The 19779-nt window shown below is 65.2% G+C and carries 13 protein-coding genes and 2 pseudogenes; 8 read left to right on the forward strand and 7 right to left on the reverse strand.

Annotated features, from left to right (window positions below; genetic code table 11):
* Positions 1–412: 412 nt before the first annotated feature.
* From QE389_RS13640 to QE389_RS13670, 5 genes and pseudogenes are all read right to left on the reverse strand, one after another.
* The gene (locus QE389_RS13640) at positions 413–1696 is read right to left on the reverse strand and encodes a 3'-5' exonuclease (protein ID WP_373458323.1); all 1284 of its coding nucleotides are present in this window, start codon (positions 1694–1696) and stop codon (positions 413–415) included.
* A 393-nt stretch (positions 1697–2089) separates the two neighbouring features.
* A pseudogene (locus tag QE389_RS14725) lies at positions 2090–3168 on the reverse strand (PepSY-associated TM helix domain-containing protein).
* Positions 3168–5336, reverse strand: coding sequence for a TonB-dependent receptor (locus tag QE389_RS13660; protein WP_307368368.1), 2169 nt, complete (start codon positions 5334–5336; stop codon positions 3168–3170). The pseudogene QE389_RS14725 and the gene QE389_RS13660 overlap by 1 nt, the downstream one beginning before the upstream one ends.
* A 146-nt stretch (positions 5337–5482) precedes the next feature.
* Complete coding sequence (locus QE389_RS13665) at positions 5483–6181, reverse strand: IS6 family transposase (protein WP_307369109.1); 699 nt, start codon at positions 6179–6181, stop codon at positions 5483–5485.
* A 42-nt stretch (positions 6182–6223) separates the two neighbouring features.
* On the reverse strand, positions 6224–6403 hold the full coding sequence (locus QE389_RS13670; RefSeq protein ID WP_307368371.1) for a DDE-type integrase/transposase/recombinase: 180 nt from the start codon (positions 6401–6403) through the stop codon (positions 6224–6226).
* 513 nt (positions 6404–6916) lie between these two features.
* On the opposite strand from QE389_RS13670, the gene agaR reads away from it, so the two are divergent.
* Positions 6917–7711, forward strand: coding sequence for a transcriptional repressor AgaR (gene agaR, locus QE389_RS13675; protein ID WP_307368374.1), 795 nt, complete (start codon positions 6917–6919; stop codon positions 7709–7711).
* Between the two features lie 10 nt (positions 7712–7721).
* Here the strand turns inward: agaR and QE389_RS13680 are convergent, their stop codons facing one another.
* On the reverse strand, positions 7722–8831 hold the full coding sequence (locus QE389_RS13680) for an amidohydrolase family protein (protein WP_307368376.1): 1110 nt from the start codon (positions 8829–8831) through the stop codon (positions 7722–7724).
* Positions 8832–8948: 117 nt separating this feature from the next.
* Here QE389_RS13680 and QE389_RS13685 point away from each other — a divergent pair, with 117 nt between their 5' ends.
* The 6 genes from QE389_RS13685 to QE389_RS13710 all read left to right on the forward strand — a co-directional run bounded on the left by QE389_RS13685 (position 8949) and on the right by QE389_RS13710 (position 18498).
* Entirely contained in the window at positions 8949–11036 is a 2088-nt protein-coding gene (locus tag QE389_RS13685; RefSeq protein WP_307368378.1) for a glycoside hydrolase family 36 protein, read from the forward strand.
* The gene (locus tag QE389_RS13690) at positions 11033–11944 is read left to right on the forward strand and encodes a DMT family transporter (protein ID WP_307368382.1); all 912 of its coding nucleotides are present in this window, start codon (positions 11033–11035) and stop codon (positions 11942–11944) included. The genes QE389_RS13685 and QE389_RS13690 overlap by 4 nt, the downstream gene beginning before the upstream one ends.
* A 92-nt stretch (positions 11945–12036) precedes the next feature.
* Positions 12037–13326 (forward strand): D-tagatose-bisphosphate aldolase, class II, non-catalytic subunit, encoded by a 1290-nt coding sequence (locus tag QE389_RS13695; RefSeq protein ID WP_307368384.1) that lies wholly within the window; start codon positions 12037–12039, stop codon positions 13324–13326.
* Complete coding sequence (locus tag QE389_RS13700) at positions 13319–14482, forward strand: SIS domain-containing protein (protein ID WP_307368387.1); 1164 nt, start codon at positions 13319–13321, stop codon at positions 14480–14482. The genes QE389_RS13695 and QE389_RS13700 overlap by 8 nt, the downstream gene beginning before the upstream one ends.
* Positions 14482–15456: a BadF/BadG/BcrA/BcrD ATPase family protein gene (locus QE389_RS13705; RefSeq protein WP_307368390.1), complete on the forward strand. Its 975-nt coding sequence runs from the start codon at positions 14482–14484 to the stop codon at positions 15454–15456. Before QE389_RS13700 ends, QE389_RS13705 begins: the two co-directional genes overlap by 1 nt.
* Positions 15457–15666: 210 nt before the next feature.
* Positions 15667–18498 (forward strand): TonB-dependent receptor, encoded by a 2832-nt coding sequence (locus tag QE389_RS13710; RefSeq protein ID WP_307368392.1) that lies wholly within the window; start codon positions 15667–15669, stop codon positions 18496–18498.
* A gap of 199 nt (positions 18499–18697) precedes the next feature.
* On the opposite strand, the pseudogene QE389_RS13715 reads toward QE389_RS13710, so the two are convergent.
* A pseudogene (locus QE389_RS13715) lies at positions 18698–18958 on the reverse strand (transposase); the annotation flags it as partial.
* A gap of 146 nt (positions 18959–19104) precedes the next feature.
* Between QE389_RS13715 and QE389_RS13720 the strand changes: the two are divergent.
* A complete protein-coding gene (locus QE389_RS13720) occupies positions 19105–19683 on the forward strand; it encodes a TetR family transcriptional regulator (RefSeq protein ID WP_307369112.1) in 579 nt (192 codons plus the stop codon).
* Positions 19684–19779 lie beyond the last annotated feature (96 nt).

Consider the following 19779-nt stretch of genomic DNA (forward strand, 5'->3'; position numbering starts at 1 on the left):
CTTGTCCGCAGCGCTCGTTAGCTGGCTCAGGACAAGCGCTGGGAACACCACGTCCCCGCAGTATGCCCAGATGTCCGGCGTAGTAGCGCGGAGGCGAAGACCTTCCGGCCCGCATCCCAGCGTCTGGAGGACGACCCCCAGGAAATCCGGCTGTCCGTGGCCACATGCAGCGCCGCGAACCGGTTCTGGTCTCGCGACCACCAGGCGACCAGGGTCGTCATGATTCACTCCAGTGGCCTGCGGCCGTTCGTGTGCTAAAAAGACTCTGAGGAGCTTGGCTCCAACAGGGCAACTCCCAGGCGTTCCACCATTTCCACTGAGGGACGCGACGGTCGAGGACCTACCGTGGTGAGATCTTCGGATCTCGCCACGGTGGCTGGGTCTGCCGCTTGACCCGTCACGGCGCTCTGTTTCACGCCGCCGGTGTTGCATACCCCAAGAACTCGAGATGGGGCGTGCGCATCGTGTCCCAGCGTCTCCGGGTGAAGTCAGGCGGCCGGGCGCGCTGGCCGCAATAGGTCAGGACGAGATGTCGTCGGGCTCGAGAGATGCCGACGAAATAGGTCGAGCGCTCACTGGCGATGTTCGACCAGAACATCTCGTTCTCGACGCCGAGAACGATGACGGCTTCGAACTCGAGTCCCTTGCTCTTGTGAATGGACATGATGCGAACAGCCTCGTCACCGGAGAAGCGAGACAGAGCCAGGGCGGGATCGCCGGGACGGGCGAGCAGGGCATGCGCCTTTGTGATGGTTTCGGCGATCCGCTGATCCAGCCAACCGCTCCGGGCATAATCCGAGGACATCTCCACGACCTTGTCGCGCCCGACCGCCGCGATCACGGCGTGGGTCAGGTCCCTCAGATCGCGTTCGCTTGAAAGATCAATCTCGCGGGAGGCGATGCGCGCCCGGGTGTCGGTGATCAACCGGCTCCAGCGAGAGCGCTGCTGAAACTCATGCTCCTCGTCGAAACCGTAACTGAACACGACCTGTTCGAGCAGACGGCGATGGGCCGCCGTCTCGCGCCTTCCGCAGACAACCAGCAGAAAATCTACGATCAACCGCGCTACGGGCTCGGAAGCGAGATCCTGCGTCGAATCCTCCTCCCGGTAGGGCACGCCGGCGTCGTCCATCGCCGCCATAAGGCGCTGGCTAAAGAACTTCTGTTCGCTTCTGACAAGGACGGCGATCTGCGAGGCGGGAAGGCCGCCGTCCGCGATCATGGCGCGCACCCGGTTCGTGAGGTCCACGGCCTCCTCCAGGTCCGTCGCGTATTGGAGGACGGTTACTGTCCCCTCCTCGCCCTGGAGTTCGGCGTCGTCGGAGGCTGCCGGCGGGTCCATGGCCCGGATCATCGCATTCTGCATCCGTCGCAGACGTGGAGCCGACCGGAAATTTTGATACAGGTTGAGTGGTCGGGCGTCGAAGTCCTCGGCGAAGCGCTCGAAAATCCCTTCCAGCGCCCCGGCCCATCCCATGATGCTTTGCTTGGTGTCGCCGACGGCGGTGAGGATCGTCGGCGACCCCAGGAAACAGGCCTCGATCAATCCGTACTGCTGCGCATTGCAGTCCTGAAACTCATCCAGGAAGACGTGGCTGTAGGTCTGACGCACGGCGTTTCGGGCGATCGCGCTCGAGGCAATGATCGTCTGCGCCAGCGGCACGATGTCCTCAAATGTGATGGACTGGCCCTGCACACGGCTCGTGCCGATCGAATAGTCCGGGTTGAGCGCCTCCCGGCCTTTCAGGACGGGTCGAAACCGGTCGATCAGGCGCTTGGCGAAGGCGTGAAAGGTGTGGCTGTCGAGTCGTGCCGAAGCTTTTTCAGTCGTCGTGCGATCTGAGGCCCAAACTTGATCGTCCAGCAGCGGATCGTCTCGTAGCTGACGTCGATCCCGCGCGCGACCATTAGCTCTTCAACGTCCCGAAGGCTGAGGCTGAAGCGAAAGTAGAGCTACACAGCTTGACGGATAACCGCCGCTGGAAAGCGATGGCGCTTAAACGAGAGCGGCTTCACGAAATGCGATCTCCAATCAGCCGCCTAAGCCGGCCCGAAGTGGAGACAAGTTAGCGTTTAGACTGACAGCATCCTAGGCCCTCTTGCGTCGTCGTTTGGGCGATCCGCTCGGGTTGCCCCAGAAGGTCACGACGGCCAGAGATCCCAAAAGCGTCAGCGCCAGCCCTGCCGCAGTCACGATCAACCGATAGGCCAGCCCCCCGACCTTGGCCGCGTGGATGGGATACTGGGCGTTGGCGACCTGCAGGCCCAGCGGCAGGGTCAGGGCGTTACGCGCGCCGACGATGCGGCCGTCGGCAGGGTCGAACCAGACCTGGGTCCGGCCGTTGGGCAGCCATTCCGCCACCCTTCGAAGGCGCAGGCTGATCAGACCGCCCGGCTTGGTCGGCAGGGACAGGATACGCGGCTGGGCGTCGGGGAAACGGTGCTGCGCCGCCGTCATTATGGCGGGCCAGTCCAGATCGGGCGACAGCGCCCCGCCCTCGACCTTTGGCGCGGCCATGACGGCCTTCAGGTCCTTGCCTGGCGACAACGCCCTGGCCAGGCCGTCGTAGAGCGGCAAGGCCAGGATGGCGCCGGTCGTCATGACCACCGCCAGCACCGGGCGGCCCAGACGCCCATGTCGCGGTGATGTTTGACGATTCCAGCCCGCTTCCAGGTTTTCGGCACGACGGCGAACACAAAGGTCCGCCGCGTCGGCCACCATAGGATGACCCCGGTGACGACGAACCCCAGACCCGCCAGGCCCGCGATCCCCGCGATGGTCTTTCCGACATCGCCGATCAGCAGATAGTGGTGCAGGTCGAACAGCCAGAGTTCGGGCCGCGCCCACAGACTGTCCCAGCGCGCGACGACCTGACCCGACTGGGCGGCGTAGGCCCCGCGCGTCTTGTCTTCATAGTTCAGACGGTGAACGCCCAGCCGGTCGTCCGCCAGAACGACCGAGCGGGGCCGGTCGGCGGCGGAGAACACACGGCCCAGCGCCGCTCCGATCCGTTGCGGGTCCCCCTCGCACGCCTCGCCGGCGTGGGGCACGACGGCCCGCAGCCAGTCGTCCTTGAACACCAGGACCGTCCCGGTCAGCCCCAGGACGAACAACAGAAGCCCGATCAGCCCTCCGGCCCAGCGATGCGCCAGTCGAACCAGACGCATCAGAAACGACGGTCCCACCCGAGCGTGAAGGACCGGCCGCGACCGGCGAAGTAGCGGAGGTTGTCGGTCGGATTGCTGGTGTCGGAGGCGTAGCTCACATAGTCCGCGTTGAAGAGGTTCTGCACCGCCAGCGACACGCCGCCGAACGCGAAGTCGTAGCGCACATAGGCGTCCGCCACGGTGTAGCCTTCGAAATTGTTGCGCGGATCGCCGCCCTCGAAGTCGCGCGCCAGATAGGCTTGGACCTGCAGGCGCGCCGACAGGGGGCCGTTGGCGTAGACGGCCGCGGCGTTGATGCGATCCGGCGAGATGTTGGCCCCGTCCAGATCGCGATCCACCCGCCCGTCGTCATTGGTGTCGGTCTGGCCGCGCAAACGGGCATAGCCGGTCGAGAGCGTCAGCCCCTCGATCGGGGTGCGGGCGCTCACGTTCAGCTCCAGCCCCTCGATCTCGACCGCTTGCCGCTGGACGTCGTAGATTCCGTCGGCGTTTCGGACCAGGAACTGCCCCAGATCCGACGCGGACCAGAAATAGGTCGCGCTGGCCTCGAACGGCCCGCGCTTCACTTCCAGGCCGATCTCCTGATTGTCCGAGATCACAGGGCTGATGTCGAGGAAGCCGTCGACCTTGACCCCGTCGATATTGATCGAGCGCAGGATGCGGCCGACGTCCGGCACGGTATAGCCCTCGGCGTAGCTGGCGTAGGCGCGCACCCCCGCCAGCGGCTCATAGACGACGCCGCCATTGACCAGGGTGGCTTCGAACCTGGGCTTTCCGCCCGTCACGCGACGCGAGCCATAGGAGGCCAGGGTGGTGAAGTCGTCGACCGACAGCTCGACGCTCTCCTGACGCACGCCGCCCGCCAGACGCACCTTGCCGTCGAACAGACGCATGTTGGCCTGGACGAAGGGGGCGATGCTCTGAAACTCGGTCGGCGGCACCCAGGCGCGGTTGGTGGCGATCAGACGTTGCTCGGTCCGGTCGGTCATCGCGTCCAGACCCAGGGTCGCGGTCAGGCCCGGCACGCCCGGCACGGCCCGCTCATAGCTGGCCCGCGCGCCCAACTTGCGCGAACGGTTCGAGGACTGGTCGAACAGGGTGCCGATCGGGGCGATACGGGCGTCCTGCATGGTGTTGGAACGGTCGCCGCCGAAGGTGTCGCGCGTGCGGTTGAAGAAGACCTGGGCGCTGAAATCGCCGCCCCACAGATCGCTGTCGGTCAGCGAGGCTGAGACCGTCTCGCCCCGGTTGCCGGCGGGCTCGCCCTCGGTCTGGCCGCGCCGGCTGCTGGCCGGATGGCCGATCGTGCGATCGCCCGGAACGATGACATAGTCCCCGTCGCCCTTCAGCTCGAAGCGATTGGCCAGAAGGTCCAGCCGCACCGTGTCGGTCAGGTTCCAGCCGAAGCGGCCGAAGAAGGACAGGGCCTTGGAATCCTGCACCTCCCCCTGGGTGTTGTCGACGCCGACGCGACGGCCGTTGGCGTCATAGAAGGCCCCGCGCTGGTCATAGGCGACGCCGAAGACGCCATCGAGATCGCCGTGGCGATAGGCGGCCAGACCGCCCAGCTTGGCTCCGATCCCGTCGCCCTCCGGCCCGCCCGAGCTTGAGACCTGGGCCAGCGTCCGGCCCGTCAGCCCGTCCTGGGTCGGCGCGCCCACCGTCACCTGATTGACCACGCCGCCGGTGGCGCCGATGCCCTGCAGGGCGTTTGAGCCGTAGATCAGCTCCACCCGGTCCACGAAGAAGGGGTCGATCGTGTAGCCGTCGCGCGAGCCGTCGCGGATCGGCGTCGATTGCGGAATGCCGTTGATGGCGTACAGCGGCGAGCGGCCGCGCAGGCTCTCGCCCGAGCCCGTCAGCTTCTGCCGCGTCGGCGAGAAGGAAGGCGACAGGGTCGCGACCGCGTCGATCACCGAGCCGCTGATGGCCACCTGTTCAGACAGGCTCTTGCGGTCGATGACATCCACCGTCATCGGCAGGGCGCTGGCCGGCAGGATCGTCCGCGCCGCCGTGACCACCACATCCTCGACCCGGCCGACCTCGGCCTCCTGCCGCGTCGTCTGGGCGGCGGCGGTCGAGGCGAAAGCCGTTCCAGCCAGCAGGACGGAACCGGCCAGCAAGCCGGATGACCGGTGCAGCGACAAGGCGGATGAAACGAAGGACATGCGGAGGCTCCTGAAGACGGTCCCGCGCTTAAATGCAATTGCGAGCGAATTGCAATATGTGATCTATAGAAGCCGTTTCAGTCGGCTAGCTGGAACTGACAACTTAACTCGGTTTTGCCGCAGAATGCTTTTCGCCTCACCCACTTTCAGATCGCCTGGGTCGCGGCTGCCCATGCGGCTTCGGCGTGGGCTCTCAGAATACGAAGGCCCGGTCGGGAAATCAGGTGTGGCTGGAGGTTGAACGGGTTGTAGATCGGGCCGAGGGTGGACAAGAATCTCTGGGCCGAACCCTGGGATTCGAATCTCTGCTGCTTCCGTTCCCGTCGTCGGATCATGAGGTGGGAGTTTTCGGCCCGATTGTTATCTCTCATGCCACCAGGCCGATGCCGCCCCTGAAGATGCAGGACTTTCATCGCGGTTCGATACGACGCGAGCTTATCGGTGACGATCTCTTCGGGATGAATGCCGGTGTTGCGCAGGAGGCGACGCAGTAGCTTCAGGGCCGCATGCTTGTTTCGTCGTTTCTGCACCACAACATCGAGAACCTCGCCTTCGTCATCGACCGCCTGCCATAGATAAATCCGCCGAACGCCGATCTTCACAACTGCCTCATCCAGATGCCATCGGCGGGTAGGGGAGGGGCGTCCTCGGCGCAGATTGGCGGCGATCAGGGGCCCGACCTTGATCACCCAGCACCGGATCGTTTCGCGGCTGACCTCGATCCCGCACTCCGCCATCAACTCCTCAACGTCGCACAGGCTCAGCGTGAACCGGAAATACCACCGCACGGCCTGCAGGATCACCGCTGGCGGAAACCGGTGACGCTTGAACGATATCGGTCTGATCATCCCTCGGCCTCTACGCTGTCGACCGGAGACAAGTTGGCGTTAGACTGACAGCACCTCGCGGCCGTCCGTCATGATCGTTTCCGGCTCAACGGGCTGGTTTTGCAGCAAATGTCGGAGCAGCTTCAAGGCCGCGTCGGTGTCTCGCCGTCGCTGGACGACAACGTCCAGCCCCTCGACTTCATCATCTACGGCGCGCCATAAGGAACATCCGCTTCCCACCGATCGGACAAACGACCTCGTCGAGGTGCCAGCGGGGAGAGGGAGAGGGGGAGGGGGAAGCTTCTTCAGCCGCCGTGCGATCTGGGGTCCAAACTTGATCGCCCAGCAGCGGATCGTCTCGTAGCTACATCGATTCCTCGCGCGGCCATCAGCTTTTCAACGTCGCGAAGGCTGAGGCTGAGGCTGAAGCGGAAGTAAAGCCATACAGCCTGGCGGATCATCTCCGCTGGAAAGCGATGGCGCTTGAATGATAGCGACTTCATGAACTGCGATCTCCGATCAGGCCTTTAGGTGGTCTGAAGTGGAGACAAGTTAGCGTTATATTGACAGCGCCATCCCGACCGCACCATCCCGACCGCACCGCACCGCACCGCACCGCACCGCACCGCACCGCACCGCACCGCACCGCACCGCACCGCACCGCACCGCACCGCACCCTTTCGTTTTGTGGTGAAACGAAAACAGGTTATCTTTCCCACCGTGTCGGACGAATGGCAAGATAAGGAGCGGTGAATGGCGGATGGGGCTCGCGCGGTGTCGCGCGACACGTCTGAACGTCGGCGTGAGATCACGACCATGATCCGGTCGCGCGGCAGCGTGCAGGTGGCGGCTCTGTCCGAGATGTTCGGCGTGTCGATGCAGACCATCCGCAAGGATCTGCATTATCTTGAGGGCCGTGGGGTGGCGACGCGAGCCTATGGCGGCGCCATCAGCACCGAAGTGGTCAATGCGCCGGTCGAGCCCGCCATCGAGACCAAGCGCGCCAGCCATACGGAGGCCAAGGAACGGATCGGGCGTCTGGCGGCCGGCATGGTTGGGGCGGGCGAATCCATCATGCTGGATTCCGGCACGACCACCCTTCAGATCGCGCGCTTCCTGCCGGACGACGAGGATCTGACCGTCGTCACCAACGATTTCGATATTCTGAGCGTCCTGGTGCAGAAGCGAAAGATAAAGACCGTCATGCTGGGCGGCGAACTGCGTCGGCGCAACATGGCCTTCTATGGGGCGCAGACGGTCGCGGCGCTGGACGATCTGTTGCTGGACAAGGTGTTCCTGGGCGTCGACGGCCTGGACATCGAACGTGGCGTGACTACTCACCACGAGCCCGAGGCCCAACTGAACCGCCGCATGGTCGAGGCGGCGCGCGAGGTCGTCGCCGTGACCGACGCCTCTAAGTTCGGCAAGATCTGTCTGCACCGGATCATCGAGATCGGCGAACTGAACGCCCTGATCACCGACGCGGCGGCCCCCGCCTATATCGACGAGGCGGCCGCGCGTCTGGGCTTCGCGCTCTACAAGGCGTGACGACGGCCCTTTATTGCGGCCGACGGCGCAAGAAGAATTCGCGCCGGGCATTGGCGTAATAGATCTTGTCGATGACCGGGCGCGGCAGGGCCAGCCCCCTGGCGTCGGCGTCGATGTCCTCGATCCGCTGGCTTTCGTCGGTCGCCAGATAGGCCCAGTCCGAGCGCCAGACCGCATGGGCTGATTGTCGGAACGCCTGGGCGTCCTCGCCGGGGTTCAGGGTCAGGTCCGTGCCGTACAGGATGCGATCCTGATACTTGATGAAGAAGGCCCGGACCTTGGCGTAGTCGCGCACCGACTGATACTGGATCTGAGCCATGCGGGCCGCCGTCTCGATGACCGCATTGGGATGGGCGTCCAGGAATTTCGCCGCCTCGTCGACGTTCCACTCCAGACTGGCCATATGGGCGCCGACGACGGACAGGTCGGGATGGCGCGCGACCATCGCGTCCCGCCGGGCCATCAGGGCCTGATAGGTCGGCATCTCCGGGTGCAGATACATGTGATATTCGGGATGGGCGGTGAAATAGAGCCGGTCGTTGCGGGTCGTCATCTGATCCAGCGGCAGCCAGCAATTATACGGCTCGCCCTGGTGGGCGATGAGCGGCGTTCCCGTCGCCGCCAGATGGTCGAAGACGGGGTCGAAGCCCGGATTGTCGATGAAGATCAGTTGACCGTCGGCGTCGCGTTCGACCATGCCGACATTCTTCCAGACCTTCACCGCCACGGCCCCGCGACGCACCTCGGCGTCGATCAGGGCGTTGGTGCGCGCGGCCCAATCCGGGGCCCCGAATCCCTTCATCGAAAAGGTGGTCGCATAGTGAAAGCGCCGGGGGGCGGCGGCGGCGTAATGATGCGCGACCTGGGCCTGATCGGCGAGGGACGGGAAGGCCGGATAGTCGACGTTGATCGACAGGAGTTCGAAATTGTCGGCCGTCGCCTGGTCCATGAAGGCGTCGTCCTGGACGTTGACGTGAACATGGGCGTCGATCTTGCGGAATCCGGCGAAGTCGGCGGCCGTGTAGGTGTCGGATCGCGGCGTGGCGCAGGCGGACAAGGCCAGGCTGCCGGTCACGGCGACCAAGGCCGCCGTCGCCAAAGAGCGGGTTTCCATCGACATCGTCGCATCTCTCCTGCCAGCCGAACCCTCCATGACGGAGGGTTTCGTTATGTATCTTTTTATTTGCCTTTCGAAAAGGCTCTATGCAAGATCGTTCCGCAAGCGGAGGGTGCGACGATGATCACACGACCCCATTTCCATCGGCGCGGACTGCTGTCCCTGCTGGGCGGGACGGTTCTGGCGGCGGGGACTTTCGGGGTGGGGCGCGCCGCCGACGGACCTGTGGCGGCTCAGGCGGGCGACGGCGTCCTGACCATCGAGTTCGACACGGCCCTGAACAGTCGGCTGGTCATCACGGGGACCGAAGGCGCCAGGACGCGCCTTTGCGATTTCGAACCGTCCGAAACCGTCACCCTGGCGAACGGCCGGGTGATCGACAGCTTCTTCCTGACCGAACAGAAGCGAGCCAGTGTCAATGACGCGCACGGCAAGGGGGTGCGCCACACGATCCGGGGCGTGTCCGCCGAGGGGCTGGAGAAGACCGTCGATCTGACCTTCTACGACCGCTATCCCGGCTTTCCCCTGCTGTTGACGACCTGGCGGCTGACGCGCGGCGAGGCCCTGTCGATCAAGAGCTATCGCATGGGCGGCCATACGTTGAGGGCGTCGGGATCGGGCTTCTGGTCCTGGTCCGGCTCGACCCATGCGGATCGCCGCGACTGGGTTCAGCCGGTGCGCGAGGGCTTCGACCAGGCTAATTTCATGGGCATGAATGCCTCGGACTACGGTTCGGGCACGCCCGTCGCCGATGTCTGGCGGCCCGACGCCGGCGTGGCGGTCGGCCATGTGGAGCTGACGCCCAAACTGGTGTCCCTGCCCATCGTCGCCACCGCGTCGGGGGCGTCGGTGGCCCTGGTCGTCGACCACGCCGAGAGCCTGAAGCCCGGCGAAAGTCTGACCAGCGTCAACGCCTTCGTCGCGGTTCACCGGCGCGACTATTATGCGACCCTGGACGCCTATCGCCGGGTCATGGCGGATCGGGGTCTGGCGGCGCCCAGGGCGCCGGACGGCGCCTATGAGGCCATCTGGTGCGCCTGGGGCTACGACCGCGATTTCACCGTCGCGGAGATCGAAGGCACCTACGGCAAGGTCAAGTCGCTGGGCTTCGAATGGGCCGTGCTGGACGACGGCTGGCAGACCAACGAGGGCGACTGGGCGCTGGACCCGCGCAAGTTCCGCAGCGAGGCGGACATGATCGCCTTCGCCGGCCATATCCGCGCGGCGGGGCTGAAGCCCAAGCTGTGGCTGGCGCCCCTGGCGGTCGATCCGGGATCGGACCTGCTGCACGATCACACCGACATGCTGCTGCTGGACCAGAACGGCGCGGTCCAGGACGTCAGTTGGTGGAACGCCTTCACCCTGTGTCCGGCCTATCCGCCGACGCGCGACTACACCCAGGCGCTGGTTCGCAAGATCATCGGCGAATGGGGCTACGAAGGGCTGAAGCTGGACGGCCAGCACATGAACGGCGTGGCCCCGTGCCACAACCCGGCGCACAATCACGCCCGGCCCGAGGAGTCGGTCGAAAAGCTCCAGGACTTCTGGAAGCTGGTCTATGACACCGCCCAGGAGGCCAATCCGAAGGCGGTGGTCGAGTTCTGCCCCTGCGGCACCTCCTACGCCTTCCACAATCTGCCCTATACGAACCAGGTTCCGGCCTCCGACCCGCTGTCGTCCTGGCAGGTGCGGTTGAAGGGCAAGTCGCTGAAGGCGCTGATGGGGCGCGATGCGGCCTATGCAGGCGACCATGTGGAACTCAGCGACGGCGGCGACGACTTCGCCTCGTCCGTCGGCATCGGCGCGGTCATCTCGACCAAATTCACCTGGCCGCACGAGGGGCGAGGCAAGGACGCCAACTTCCTGCTGACGCCGCAGCGCGAGGCCGTCTGGCGCAAATGGGCCGACATCTACAACGCCCGGATGCTGCCCCGGGGCCGCTATCTGGGCGAACTCTACGACATCGGTTTCGACAAGCCCGAGGCCCACGCCATCGAGAAGGACGGACGGCTCTATTACGCCTTCTACGCCCCGCACTGGGACGGGACGATCGAACTGCGCGGCCTGGGACGCGGCGTCTATCGGTTGACCGACTACGTCAACGGCGTCGATCTGGGCACGGCGACGGCGGACGCCCCGCGCTTGTCGGCCCGTTTCGACCGCTCGCTTCTGATCGAAGCCATAGCCGTGCGGGGAGAGGGCGAATGACCGACCAATCCGTGACGTCCGCCGCTTCCCGCGCTCCGGCGTCTTCCAGGCGCTGGCTGCTGTTCGCCTTCCTGACGGTCGGGCTTTGGGGCGTGTGGGGCGCCTATGCCGGCATCTCCGCCCAGCGCGGCTTTCCCGAGACCCTGGTCTATTGCGTCTGGGCCGTGACCATGATCGTGCCCGCCGTCGTCGTGATGCAGCGTGAGAAATGGGCGCTGGACCGCGATCCCCGCTCGATCCTGTACGGGCTGATGATCGGCCTGACCGGGGCGGGCGGTCAGATGATCCTCTTCTATGCGGTCACGACCGGGCCGGCCTATCTGATCTTTCCGATCATCTCCCTGTCGCCGCTGGTGACGATCCTGTTGTCGCTGGTGCTGCTGAAGGAGCGCACCTCGCGTCTGGGGGCGCTGGGCGTCGTTCTGGCGCTGGCGGCGCTGCCGATGTTCGACTTCTCGCCCCAGGGCTTTTCCTTCGCCCACGGCTCGACCTGGTTCCCGCTGGCCCTGGTCATCATGCTGTGCTGGGGCGTGCAGGCCTTCTTCATGAAGCTGGCCAACGACAGGATGAGCGCGGAAAGCATCTTCTTCTACATGATGGTCAGCGGCCTGCTGCTGGCGCCGGTCGCCCTGGCGATGACCGACTTCTCGCGGCCCATCAACTGGGGCTGGGACGGGCCGGGACTGGCCGCCGCCATCCAGATGCTCAATGCAGTCGGCGCCCTGTTCCTGGTCTATGCCTTCCGGCACGGCAAGGCGATCGTCGTCGCCCCCCTGACCAACGCCGGCGCGCCGTTGGTCACGGCCGTTCTTTCGCTGCTGATCGCCGGTGTCATGCCCGGTCAGTTGAAGATGGTCGGTCTGGCGCTGGCCTTCATCGCCGCCGCCCTGCTGGCGACGGCCTCCTGAACATGGAAGGTTTCGGTTTCGTTGTTTTGATTGCGGTCTTGCGATAAATCGCTATTGTTGGTCCGTAATCGAAAGGGGTTTCCATGAAGGCGATGCTCGACCTCGTCGCGCGGCACAAGTCAGGCAGCGCATGCGGCATCTACTCCGTCTGTTCCGCCCATCCGCTGGTGCTTCAGGCCGCCTGCATCCATGCCCGGACGAAGGGTCTGGAGATGCTGCTGATCGAGGCCACCTGCAATCAGGTCAATCAGGACGGCGGCTATACCGGCATGACCCCGGCGGCCTTCCGCGACTTCGTTCTCGCCATCGCGCGCGACGCGGGATTGCCGCAGGAGCGGCTTCTGCTGGGCGGCGATCACCTGGGGCCGAACCCCTGGACCCACCTGCCGGCCGAAGAGGCGATGGCCAGGGCCGAGGTTCTGATCGACCAGTATGTGGCGGCGGGCTTCCGCAAGATCCACGCGGACTGCTCCATGTCCTGCGCCGACGATCCCACGCCTCTGCCGGAGGGCGTGATCGCCCGCCGGGCCGCGCGTCTGATCCGCGTCGCCGAGGGCGCGCAGGCCCGCGTCGGCGGCGAGCCCTGCGTCTATGTGATCGGGACCGAGGTGCCGGTGCCGGGCGGCGCCGCCGAGGATCTGCCCGAGCTTGAGGTGACGACGCCCCAGGCCGCCGTCGCGACGCTTGAAGCGCATCGCCGCGTCTTCGAGGAACAGGGTCTGGCCGACGCCTGGCCCCGCGTGATCGCCGTCGTCGTCCAGCCGGGCGTGGAGTTCGATCACCACAAGGTCATCGACTACGACCGCGCCAAGGCCGTGGCCCTCAGCGCCGCCCTGGACGACCAGCCCCATGTGGTGTTCGAGGCCCACTCCACCGACTATCAGACGCCGACGGCCCTGAAGGCGCTGGTCCAGGATCATTTCGCCATCCTGAAGGTCGGTCCCGGCGTCACCTTCGCCCTGCGCGAGGCCCTGTGGGCGCTGGATGCGATCGAGCGCGAATGGATCGACCCGGCCCGCGCCTCCGGCTTCCGTCGTATCGCCATACAGCGAATGGAGGCGGAGCCGCACAACTGGGCCAAATACTATCATGCGACCGGGGACGCGCTGCGGTTCGACCTGCAGTACAGCCTGTCCGATCGCATCCGCTACTACTGGCCCGATCCCGAGATCGCGGCGGCCCAAGAGGTCATGTTCGCCAATCTGACGGACAGTCCGCCGCCGATGGCCCTGATCAGCCAGTATCTGTCGCAGGCCCACGGCGCCCTGCGCGACGCCGGCCTGCCCGTGACCCCCGCCAACCTCGTCGTCGCCCATGTCGGCGCGACCCTGGAAACCTATCGCGCCGCCTGCGAGCCCGATCTGGAGCCCGTCCATGACTGACACCCTGCAACTCGGCCTGGACGAGGCGGAACTGGAGCGGCTGGGCGGCCTGTGGACCGCCCGCGAGATCGCCCAGCAGCCAGCCATGCTGCGCGAGACCCAGGCGTTGTTGATGCAGCGCCGCGCCGAGATCGAGGCCTTCCTTCAGCCGATCCTGGATCAGGCCGGGGTCCGCATCATCCTGACGGGGGCGGGCACCTCGGCCTTCGCCGGCGAATGCCTGGCGCCCGCCCTGGCGCGGCGTCTGGGCCGCCGGGTCGAGGCCATCGCCACGACCGATCTGGTCTGCGCGCCCCATCTCTATTTCGAAGCCGACACCCCCACCTTGCTGGTGTCGTTCGGTCGCTCGGGCAACAGCCCCGAGAGCGTGGCGGCGATCGAACTGGCGGATCGGCTGGTTTCGACGCTGAACCATCTGGTCATCACCTGCAACGCCGACGGCGCCCTGGCCCGATATGGTCAAGGCCCTCGGGGCATGAACATCCAGCTGCCCGAGGCGACCCACGACCGCAGCTTCGCGATGACGTCCAGCTTCTCGTGCATGACCTACGCCGCCCTTGCGGTGTTCAGCGGCGTCGCCGCCATGGATCAGCGCATCGACGGCATCGCGCGCGCGACCCAGGCGGTGATCGCCCGATACACCCCCGTCATGCAGGCGGTGGCCGGCGAGGGCTATCAGCGCGTCGTCTATCTGGGCAGCCACATCTTCAAGGGTTTGGCCCGCGAGTCAGGGCTTAAGCTGCTGGAGCTGACCAACGGCGCCCTGGTGACGATGTTCGATTCGCCGCTGGGCTTCCGGCACGGTCCCAAGACCATCGTCAACGACCAGACCCTGATCGTCGTCTTCTTCTCCAACGACGCCTATACGCGCAGCTACGACGTCGATCTGCTGGACGAACTGCGCCGCGACAATGACGCCGCCCGCGTCATCGCCGTGACGGCCCAGGACGGCGTCGGTCTGGCCGAGACGGATCAGATCAAGGTTTCGGGCCTGGCGGATGCGGACGACGTCGAACTGCTGTTCGCCTATATCGCGGCGCCCCAGATCCTGGCCTTTTTCGAATCCCTGCGGCTGGGCCTGAAGCCGGACAAGCCGAACGCCGCCGGAACGGTCAATCGCGTCGTCCAGGGCGTGCGGATTCACGAGCTGACCTGATGGCGGTTTCCGAAGACGCTGCGGGCGCGAACGGCTGTTTTCTCGGGGTCGACGGCGGCGGCTCGAAGACCGCCTTCGTCCTGGTCGATCCCGCGGGCCGCGAACTGGCCCGGCACGAGGGCGGCTCCAGCTATCATGTGCAGATCGGCGTGGAGCGGTTGCACGAGCTGTTGAACCATGGGGTCCACGCCGTGCTGCGCCAAGCCGGCGTATCGGCGCAGGATGTCCGCTACGCCTTTTTCGGCCTGCCCGCGCATGGCGAGGATTCGCAGGTCCAGCCGGTTCTGGACGTCATTCCCGAAGCGGTGCTGGGGCACGGGCGCTACGCCTGCGGCAACGATATGATCTGCGGATGGGCGGGGTCGCTGGCGGGCGAGGACGGGATCAACATCGTCGCCGGCACCGGCTCGATCGGCTACGGCGAGCGGGGAGGGCTGAAGGCGCGCGGCGGCGGCTGGGGCGAGGTCTTTTCGGACGAAGGCTCGGCCTATTGGATCGCGGTCCAGGGCCTCAACCTGTTCTCGCGCATGTCCGACGGACGCGCTGACACCGGGTCGCTGCACGGCCTGCTGGTCGAAGCCTTCGAACTGGAAGACGATCTCGACCTGTGCGCCCGCATCTATGCGCGAGAGGGGGCGCAAAGGGATCGGATCGCCGCCGTTTCGCGTCTGGTCGCCAAGGCGGCGCTGCAGGGGGACGCGGGCGCTCGCGACATCTTCATACAGGCGGGGCGGCGACTGGCCGAGATCACGGACGCCATACGCCGACGTCTGCGCTATGCGCCGGGCGAGGCGGTGGCGCTGTCCTATTCGGGCGGGGTGTTTCAGTCCGGCGAACTGATCCTGGCGCCGTTCCGCGAAATCCTGGCGGCCTTTTCGCCCGACTACCGGATCGTCGAGCCCCGGTTCAGCCCGGCCGTCGGCGCCGCCATCTACGCCGCGCGGCTCGCCGGTTTCGCCCTGCCCTTGAAATAAGGGGCGCGGCCTCGTCGTTGCGGCCGAGGGCGGCATCAGCGACGCCGTTGCAACCTTGACGACAGGCATAAAACAAATCGGATAAGTTTCGTTATATATCTATTTGACAGTTTCGCGAAACCGTAGTTCCTTTCCGTTCAGTTTCAGGCGGCCAACCGAAACGCGCTAACCGCGCCGCCTACGTCGATCATGCGAGCATAGGGGATCGCAATGTCACGTCGCTCATCGCTTCGTTCGGCCATCATGGCAGGGGCCGCGCTCGGCGCCCTGGGTTGGGGCGCAGCCGCTCAGGCCCAGAGCCAGTCTCCGGTCAAGACGCCGCCGCCTGCCGCCGCCGACGATCAGACCCAGACGGTCGACGAGGTCGTGGTCGTCGGGGTCCGCGCCAGCATCGCCCGCGCCGTCAATCTGAAGCGCGACGCCGCCACGGTTCAGGATTCGATCAGCGCCCTGGAACTGGGCATGTTCCCCGACGACAACGTCGCCGACTCCCTCAGCCACATCACCGGCGTCGCCATTTCGCGCACCGCCGGCGGCGAGGGCCAGAGCGTCAGCGTTCGGGGCCTGGGGCCGGAATATACGCTGTCGACCTTCAACGGCCGCATCCTGGCGACCGACGGCGCCGGCCGCGACTTCGCCTATGACGTGCTGCCGTCCGACGTGATCAGCGGCGCCGACGTCATCAAGGGCGCCGAGGCCGCCAATACCGAAGGCGCCATCGGCGGCCTGATCAATCTGCGCTCCGCCAGCCCGTTCGACCAGCGCGGCCGGCACGGGATCCTGCGCGTCGAGGGCGACCGCAACCAGATGTCCGAACTGGACGGATCGAAACTGTCGGGCGTCTATAGCAACACCTTCCTGAACGACACCCTGGGTCTGTTGCTGGGCGTGGTGGCCGAGCGTCGCGACGACCGCACCGACGTCGCCGGCAACGACGGCGGCTGGACGCGCAACGCCGATCCCAACGATCCAAGCTGGCTCTATGGCAACGCCTGGGGCGGGGCGATCGACCCCAATAACAATGGCGTGCTGGACCCCGAAGAATACGGCCTGATCGGCCCGGGCCAATTCCGCGTCGGCTCGATCCTGGAACGCAAGAAGCGCAACGCCTACACGGCCAAGCTGGAATGGCGGCCGTCGGACAACTTCCGCCTGGTCGCGGACGGTCTGATCACCAAGCTGGATTCGCCCCAGGTCGGCTACCAACAGTCCTTCTACACCCTGTATGCGCCCGGCCGCTGGTCGAACATGGTGGTTCAGGACGGCATCGTCACCCGCTTCGACATGACCGACCCCGACCCGGAACTGCGCCTCAATCCCGAACTGCTGAACCAGACCTCCTATCGCGTGGTCGAGACCCAGCTTTACGGCCTGAACGCCGATTGGAACGTCACCGACAGCCTGACGCTGAACGCCGACGTCTATCGTTCGACCTCCACCCGTCATTCCGGCGGCCAGGACAGCTATGTCGTGCTGCGGATGAACCAGCCCAATACGGCGCGGGTCCAGCTCAGCGGCGACTATGTGCCCAATGTCGACGTCAACCTGACCGACGGGCGGGATCTGGCGGCGGGGCTGGCGGCCGGTCAGTTCAAGGACGCCGACTTCAACACCCACTATTTCTCGCTCGCCGGCGACAACATCGACGACGAGATCACCGGCGCGGCCGTCAACGGCGCCTGGACCTCGGGATGGCGCTGGCTGGAAACGGTCAAGTTCGGCGTGAACTACACCGATCGCAAGAAGTCGCGCGACCTGATCAACAACGCCCTGACGGGCGGGGCGGACTACTACTCCGGCGCCAACGCCATCAATGTGGGCGCGCTGGGCGGGGGCGTGATCTCCGACAGTTTCAGCCTGCCCAACTTCATGAACAAGGTCGGCTCCGACTTCCCGCGCAGCTTCCTGGGCTTCGACATCGCCACCTATCAGGCGGCGCTGGCGGCCTATGACGGAAGGCCGCGTCCGGGCGGCGGCGTCTATCGCTACGCCGATGCGGCGCCGGTGTGGAACCCGCTGCAAAGCTATCGCGTCAGCGAGGAAACCTGGGCCGGCTATCTGCAGGCCGACCTGCGCGGCGAACGGTGGAGCGGCAACCTGGGCGTCCGGGTCGTCCAGACCCGGACCGGCGCCCAGGCGTGGGACGCCAAGATCCTCGACATCGTGCCCAACGGCGCCTTCAACTACACCGCCGTCTATGCCGCCCCGACGACGATCAACCAGGACAACGACTACACCTATGTCCTGCCGTCGCTGAACTTCAACTATCGCCTCACCGAGGCCCTGCGCCTACGCCTCGGCGCGGCCAAGACCATGGCGCGGCCGTCGGTTCAGATGCTGGCCCCGACCAACACCACCGAGAGCGTGTCCTGGGGCGAGTTCACCCAGGTCTATGGCGGCAATGCGGCCCTGAAACCCTATTCGGCGACCCAGTACGACGCCTCGCTGGAATACTATTTCCGGCCGAACTCCATCTTCAACGTCGCGGTCTTCAAGAAGGACATCAAGGACCAGATCACGACCAGCTGGGAACCGGGCCAGGACATCGGCGTGCCGGGCTATCTGTTCAACATCAGCCGCCCCATCAACGGCGACACGGCCGAGGTTCACGGCGTCGAGGTGGGCCTGCAGCACTTCCTGTCGAGCGGCTGGGGCGTGCGCGCGCAATACACGCGCAACTGGTCCAAGAGCTATGTCGGCGGCGAGGAGCGGCCGTTGGAAGGCATCGCCCCGTCGGTCTATTCGCTGGGCGTCTTCTACGACCACGGGCCGCTGTCGCTCAGCGTCTCGGGCGATCACACCGACGGCTTCACCACCGCGACCAATGTGCTGGGTCAGGGCTATAACGAACGCGCCGACCCCATTACCTGGGTCACGGCCCACGTCGCCTACAAGGTCACGGACCGCATCAGCATCGCGCTCGACGGCCAGAACCTGCTGGACGAGGCCAACACCTACTCCATCAACGGCAACCCGCTGCTGCCCCAAGGCTACTACCGCTACGGCTCGTCCTACAAACTGGGCGTGAGCTACAGGTTCTGAGCGCCGTGTAGCGGGAACGCTTCCGGATCAGCGCTGTCAGGTAATCGGTGCAATACTGACCTTGCCCTAACCATCGAAACTTCAGGCGGTGACCGCTGTCCACGCCGCCTTCATTCCGGCGCGGAAGCAACGAAGGGTAGGGCGGGTGATCAAATGTCTTTGAGTGTGGAAGGTGTTGTAGGCTGCGGTGACGATTTAGCTATTTAAGCCATAGCATGATGCTGGCGAGGGTGGTGAAGCCTTTGAAGTTGGAGGCGAGCTTGTCGTATCGGGTGGCGACGCGCCTGAAGTGCTTGATGTGGCTAAAGAAGCGTTCGACGCGATTGCGCTCCTTGTAGAGGTCGGCTTCGTAGGTGTGTTGTCGTTTGCGGTGGCGTCGGGGCGGCACGACGGGATCGCCCCCCTGATCGATGATCTTCTTATACAGGCGGTCGCCATCATAGGCCTTGTCGGCAAGGATGTAGCAACCGCCAGAGAACGTCCGGGACAGGTTTGAACTGATGGCTGCCAAGAGGTTAACGGAGAAGAAGGCGCGAGCAGAGGTGTCGGATAAGCCGGCTTCATCGCGTCGCTCGCGGGACTCGGCGGCCAACGCGCGAGAAAATCCTGCAGGCCGCGATCGCTGAGTTCGCGGAACGCGGCCTCAGCGGCGCCCGGATTGACTCCATCGCCCAGAGATCGGGCGCCAACATGCGGATGCTTTATCACTATTACGGGAGCAAGGAGAACCTGTACCTCGTGGTTCTCGACCATGTCTATGAGGAGCTTCGTCTAAAGGAGCAGGAACTCAAGATCACCGACCTGGAACCTTTTGCAGGCATGCTCAGCCTGTTCGATTTCACCTTTTCCCATTTCGACGCTCACCCGGAAGTCATTTCGCTCTGGACTGGAGAGAACCTGCAGAAGGGCGCATATCTGTCGCAGTCCCTGCGCGCGGCCACGATTTCCTCCCCCTTGCTGACAGCGATCGAGGACATCCTAAGGCGCGGCGAGAAGGCCAAGGTCTTTCGGCGAGGGATCGACCCATTGCAACTCTACATAACAATGGTGGCCCTAAGTTACTTCCACCTCTCGAATGCCTACACGCTTTCGGCGATCTTCCGGAAAGACCTCCACGACGAGGCGTGGAAGACGGAACGGAGAAAGCATGTTCACGACGTCATGAAGGCCTACCTGAAGCCTTAACCCATGCTTCTGGGGCTGAACCGACATCTGTGGACGGCCCTGCACTGCAAGGCCCAAATTCGGGCTTGAAGGCAGGGTCTGCGAGTGCGGTCAGGT

It is taken from the genome of Brevundimonas sp. SORGH_AS_0993 (assembly GCF_030818545.1).
Lineage (GTDB): Bacteria > Pseudomonadota > Alphaproteobacteria > Caulobacterales > Caulobacteraceae > Brevundimonas.

What these genes read in the sequence shown, in the direction of transcription:
- QE389_RS13660 (WP_307368368.1), bottom strand. Translation starts at nt 5,336, where the DNA reads ATGTCCTTCGTTTCATCCGCCTTGTCGCTGCACCGGTCATCCGGCTTG.
- agaR (WP_307368374.1), top strand. Translation starts at nt 6,917, where the DNA reads ATGGCGGATGGGGCTCGCGCGGTGTCGCGCGACACGTCTGAACGTCGG.
- QE389_RS13680 (WP_307368376.1), bottom strand. Translation starts at nt 8,831, where the DNA reads ATGTCGATGGAAACCCGCTCTTTGGCGACGGCGGCCTTGGTCGCCGTG.
- QE389_RS13685 (WP_307368378.1), top strand. Translation starts at nt 8,949, where the DNA reads ATGATCACACGACCCCATTTCCATCGGCGCGGACTGCTGTCCCTGCTG.
- QE389_RS13690 (WP_307368382.1), top strand. Translation starts at nt 11,033, where the DNA reads ATGACCGACCAATCCGTGACGTCCGCCGCTTCCCGCGCTCCGGCGTCT.
- QE389_RS13695 (WP_307368384.1), top strand. Translation starts at nt 12,037, where the DNA reads ATGCTCGACCTCGTCGCGCGGCACAAGTCAGGCAGCGCATGCGGCATC.
- QE389_RS13700 (WP_307368387.1), top strand. Translation starts at nt 13,319, where the DNA reads ATGACTGACACCCTGCAACTCGGCCTGGACGAGGCGGAACTGGAGCGG.
- QE389_RS13705 (WP_307368390.1), top strand. Translation starts at nt 14,482, where the DNA reads ATGGCGGTTTCCGAAGACGCTGCGGGCGCGAACGGCTGTTTTCTCGGG.
- QE389_RS13710 (WP_307368392.1), top strand. Translation starts at nt 15,667, where the DNA reads ATGTCACGTCGCTCATCGCTTCGTTCGGCCATCATGGCAGGGGCCGCG.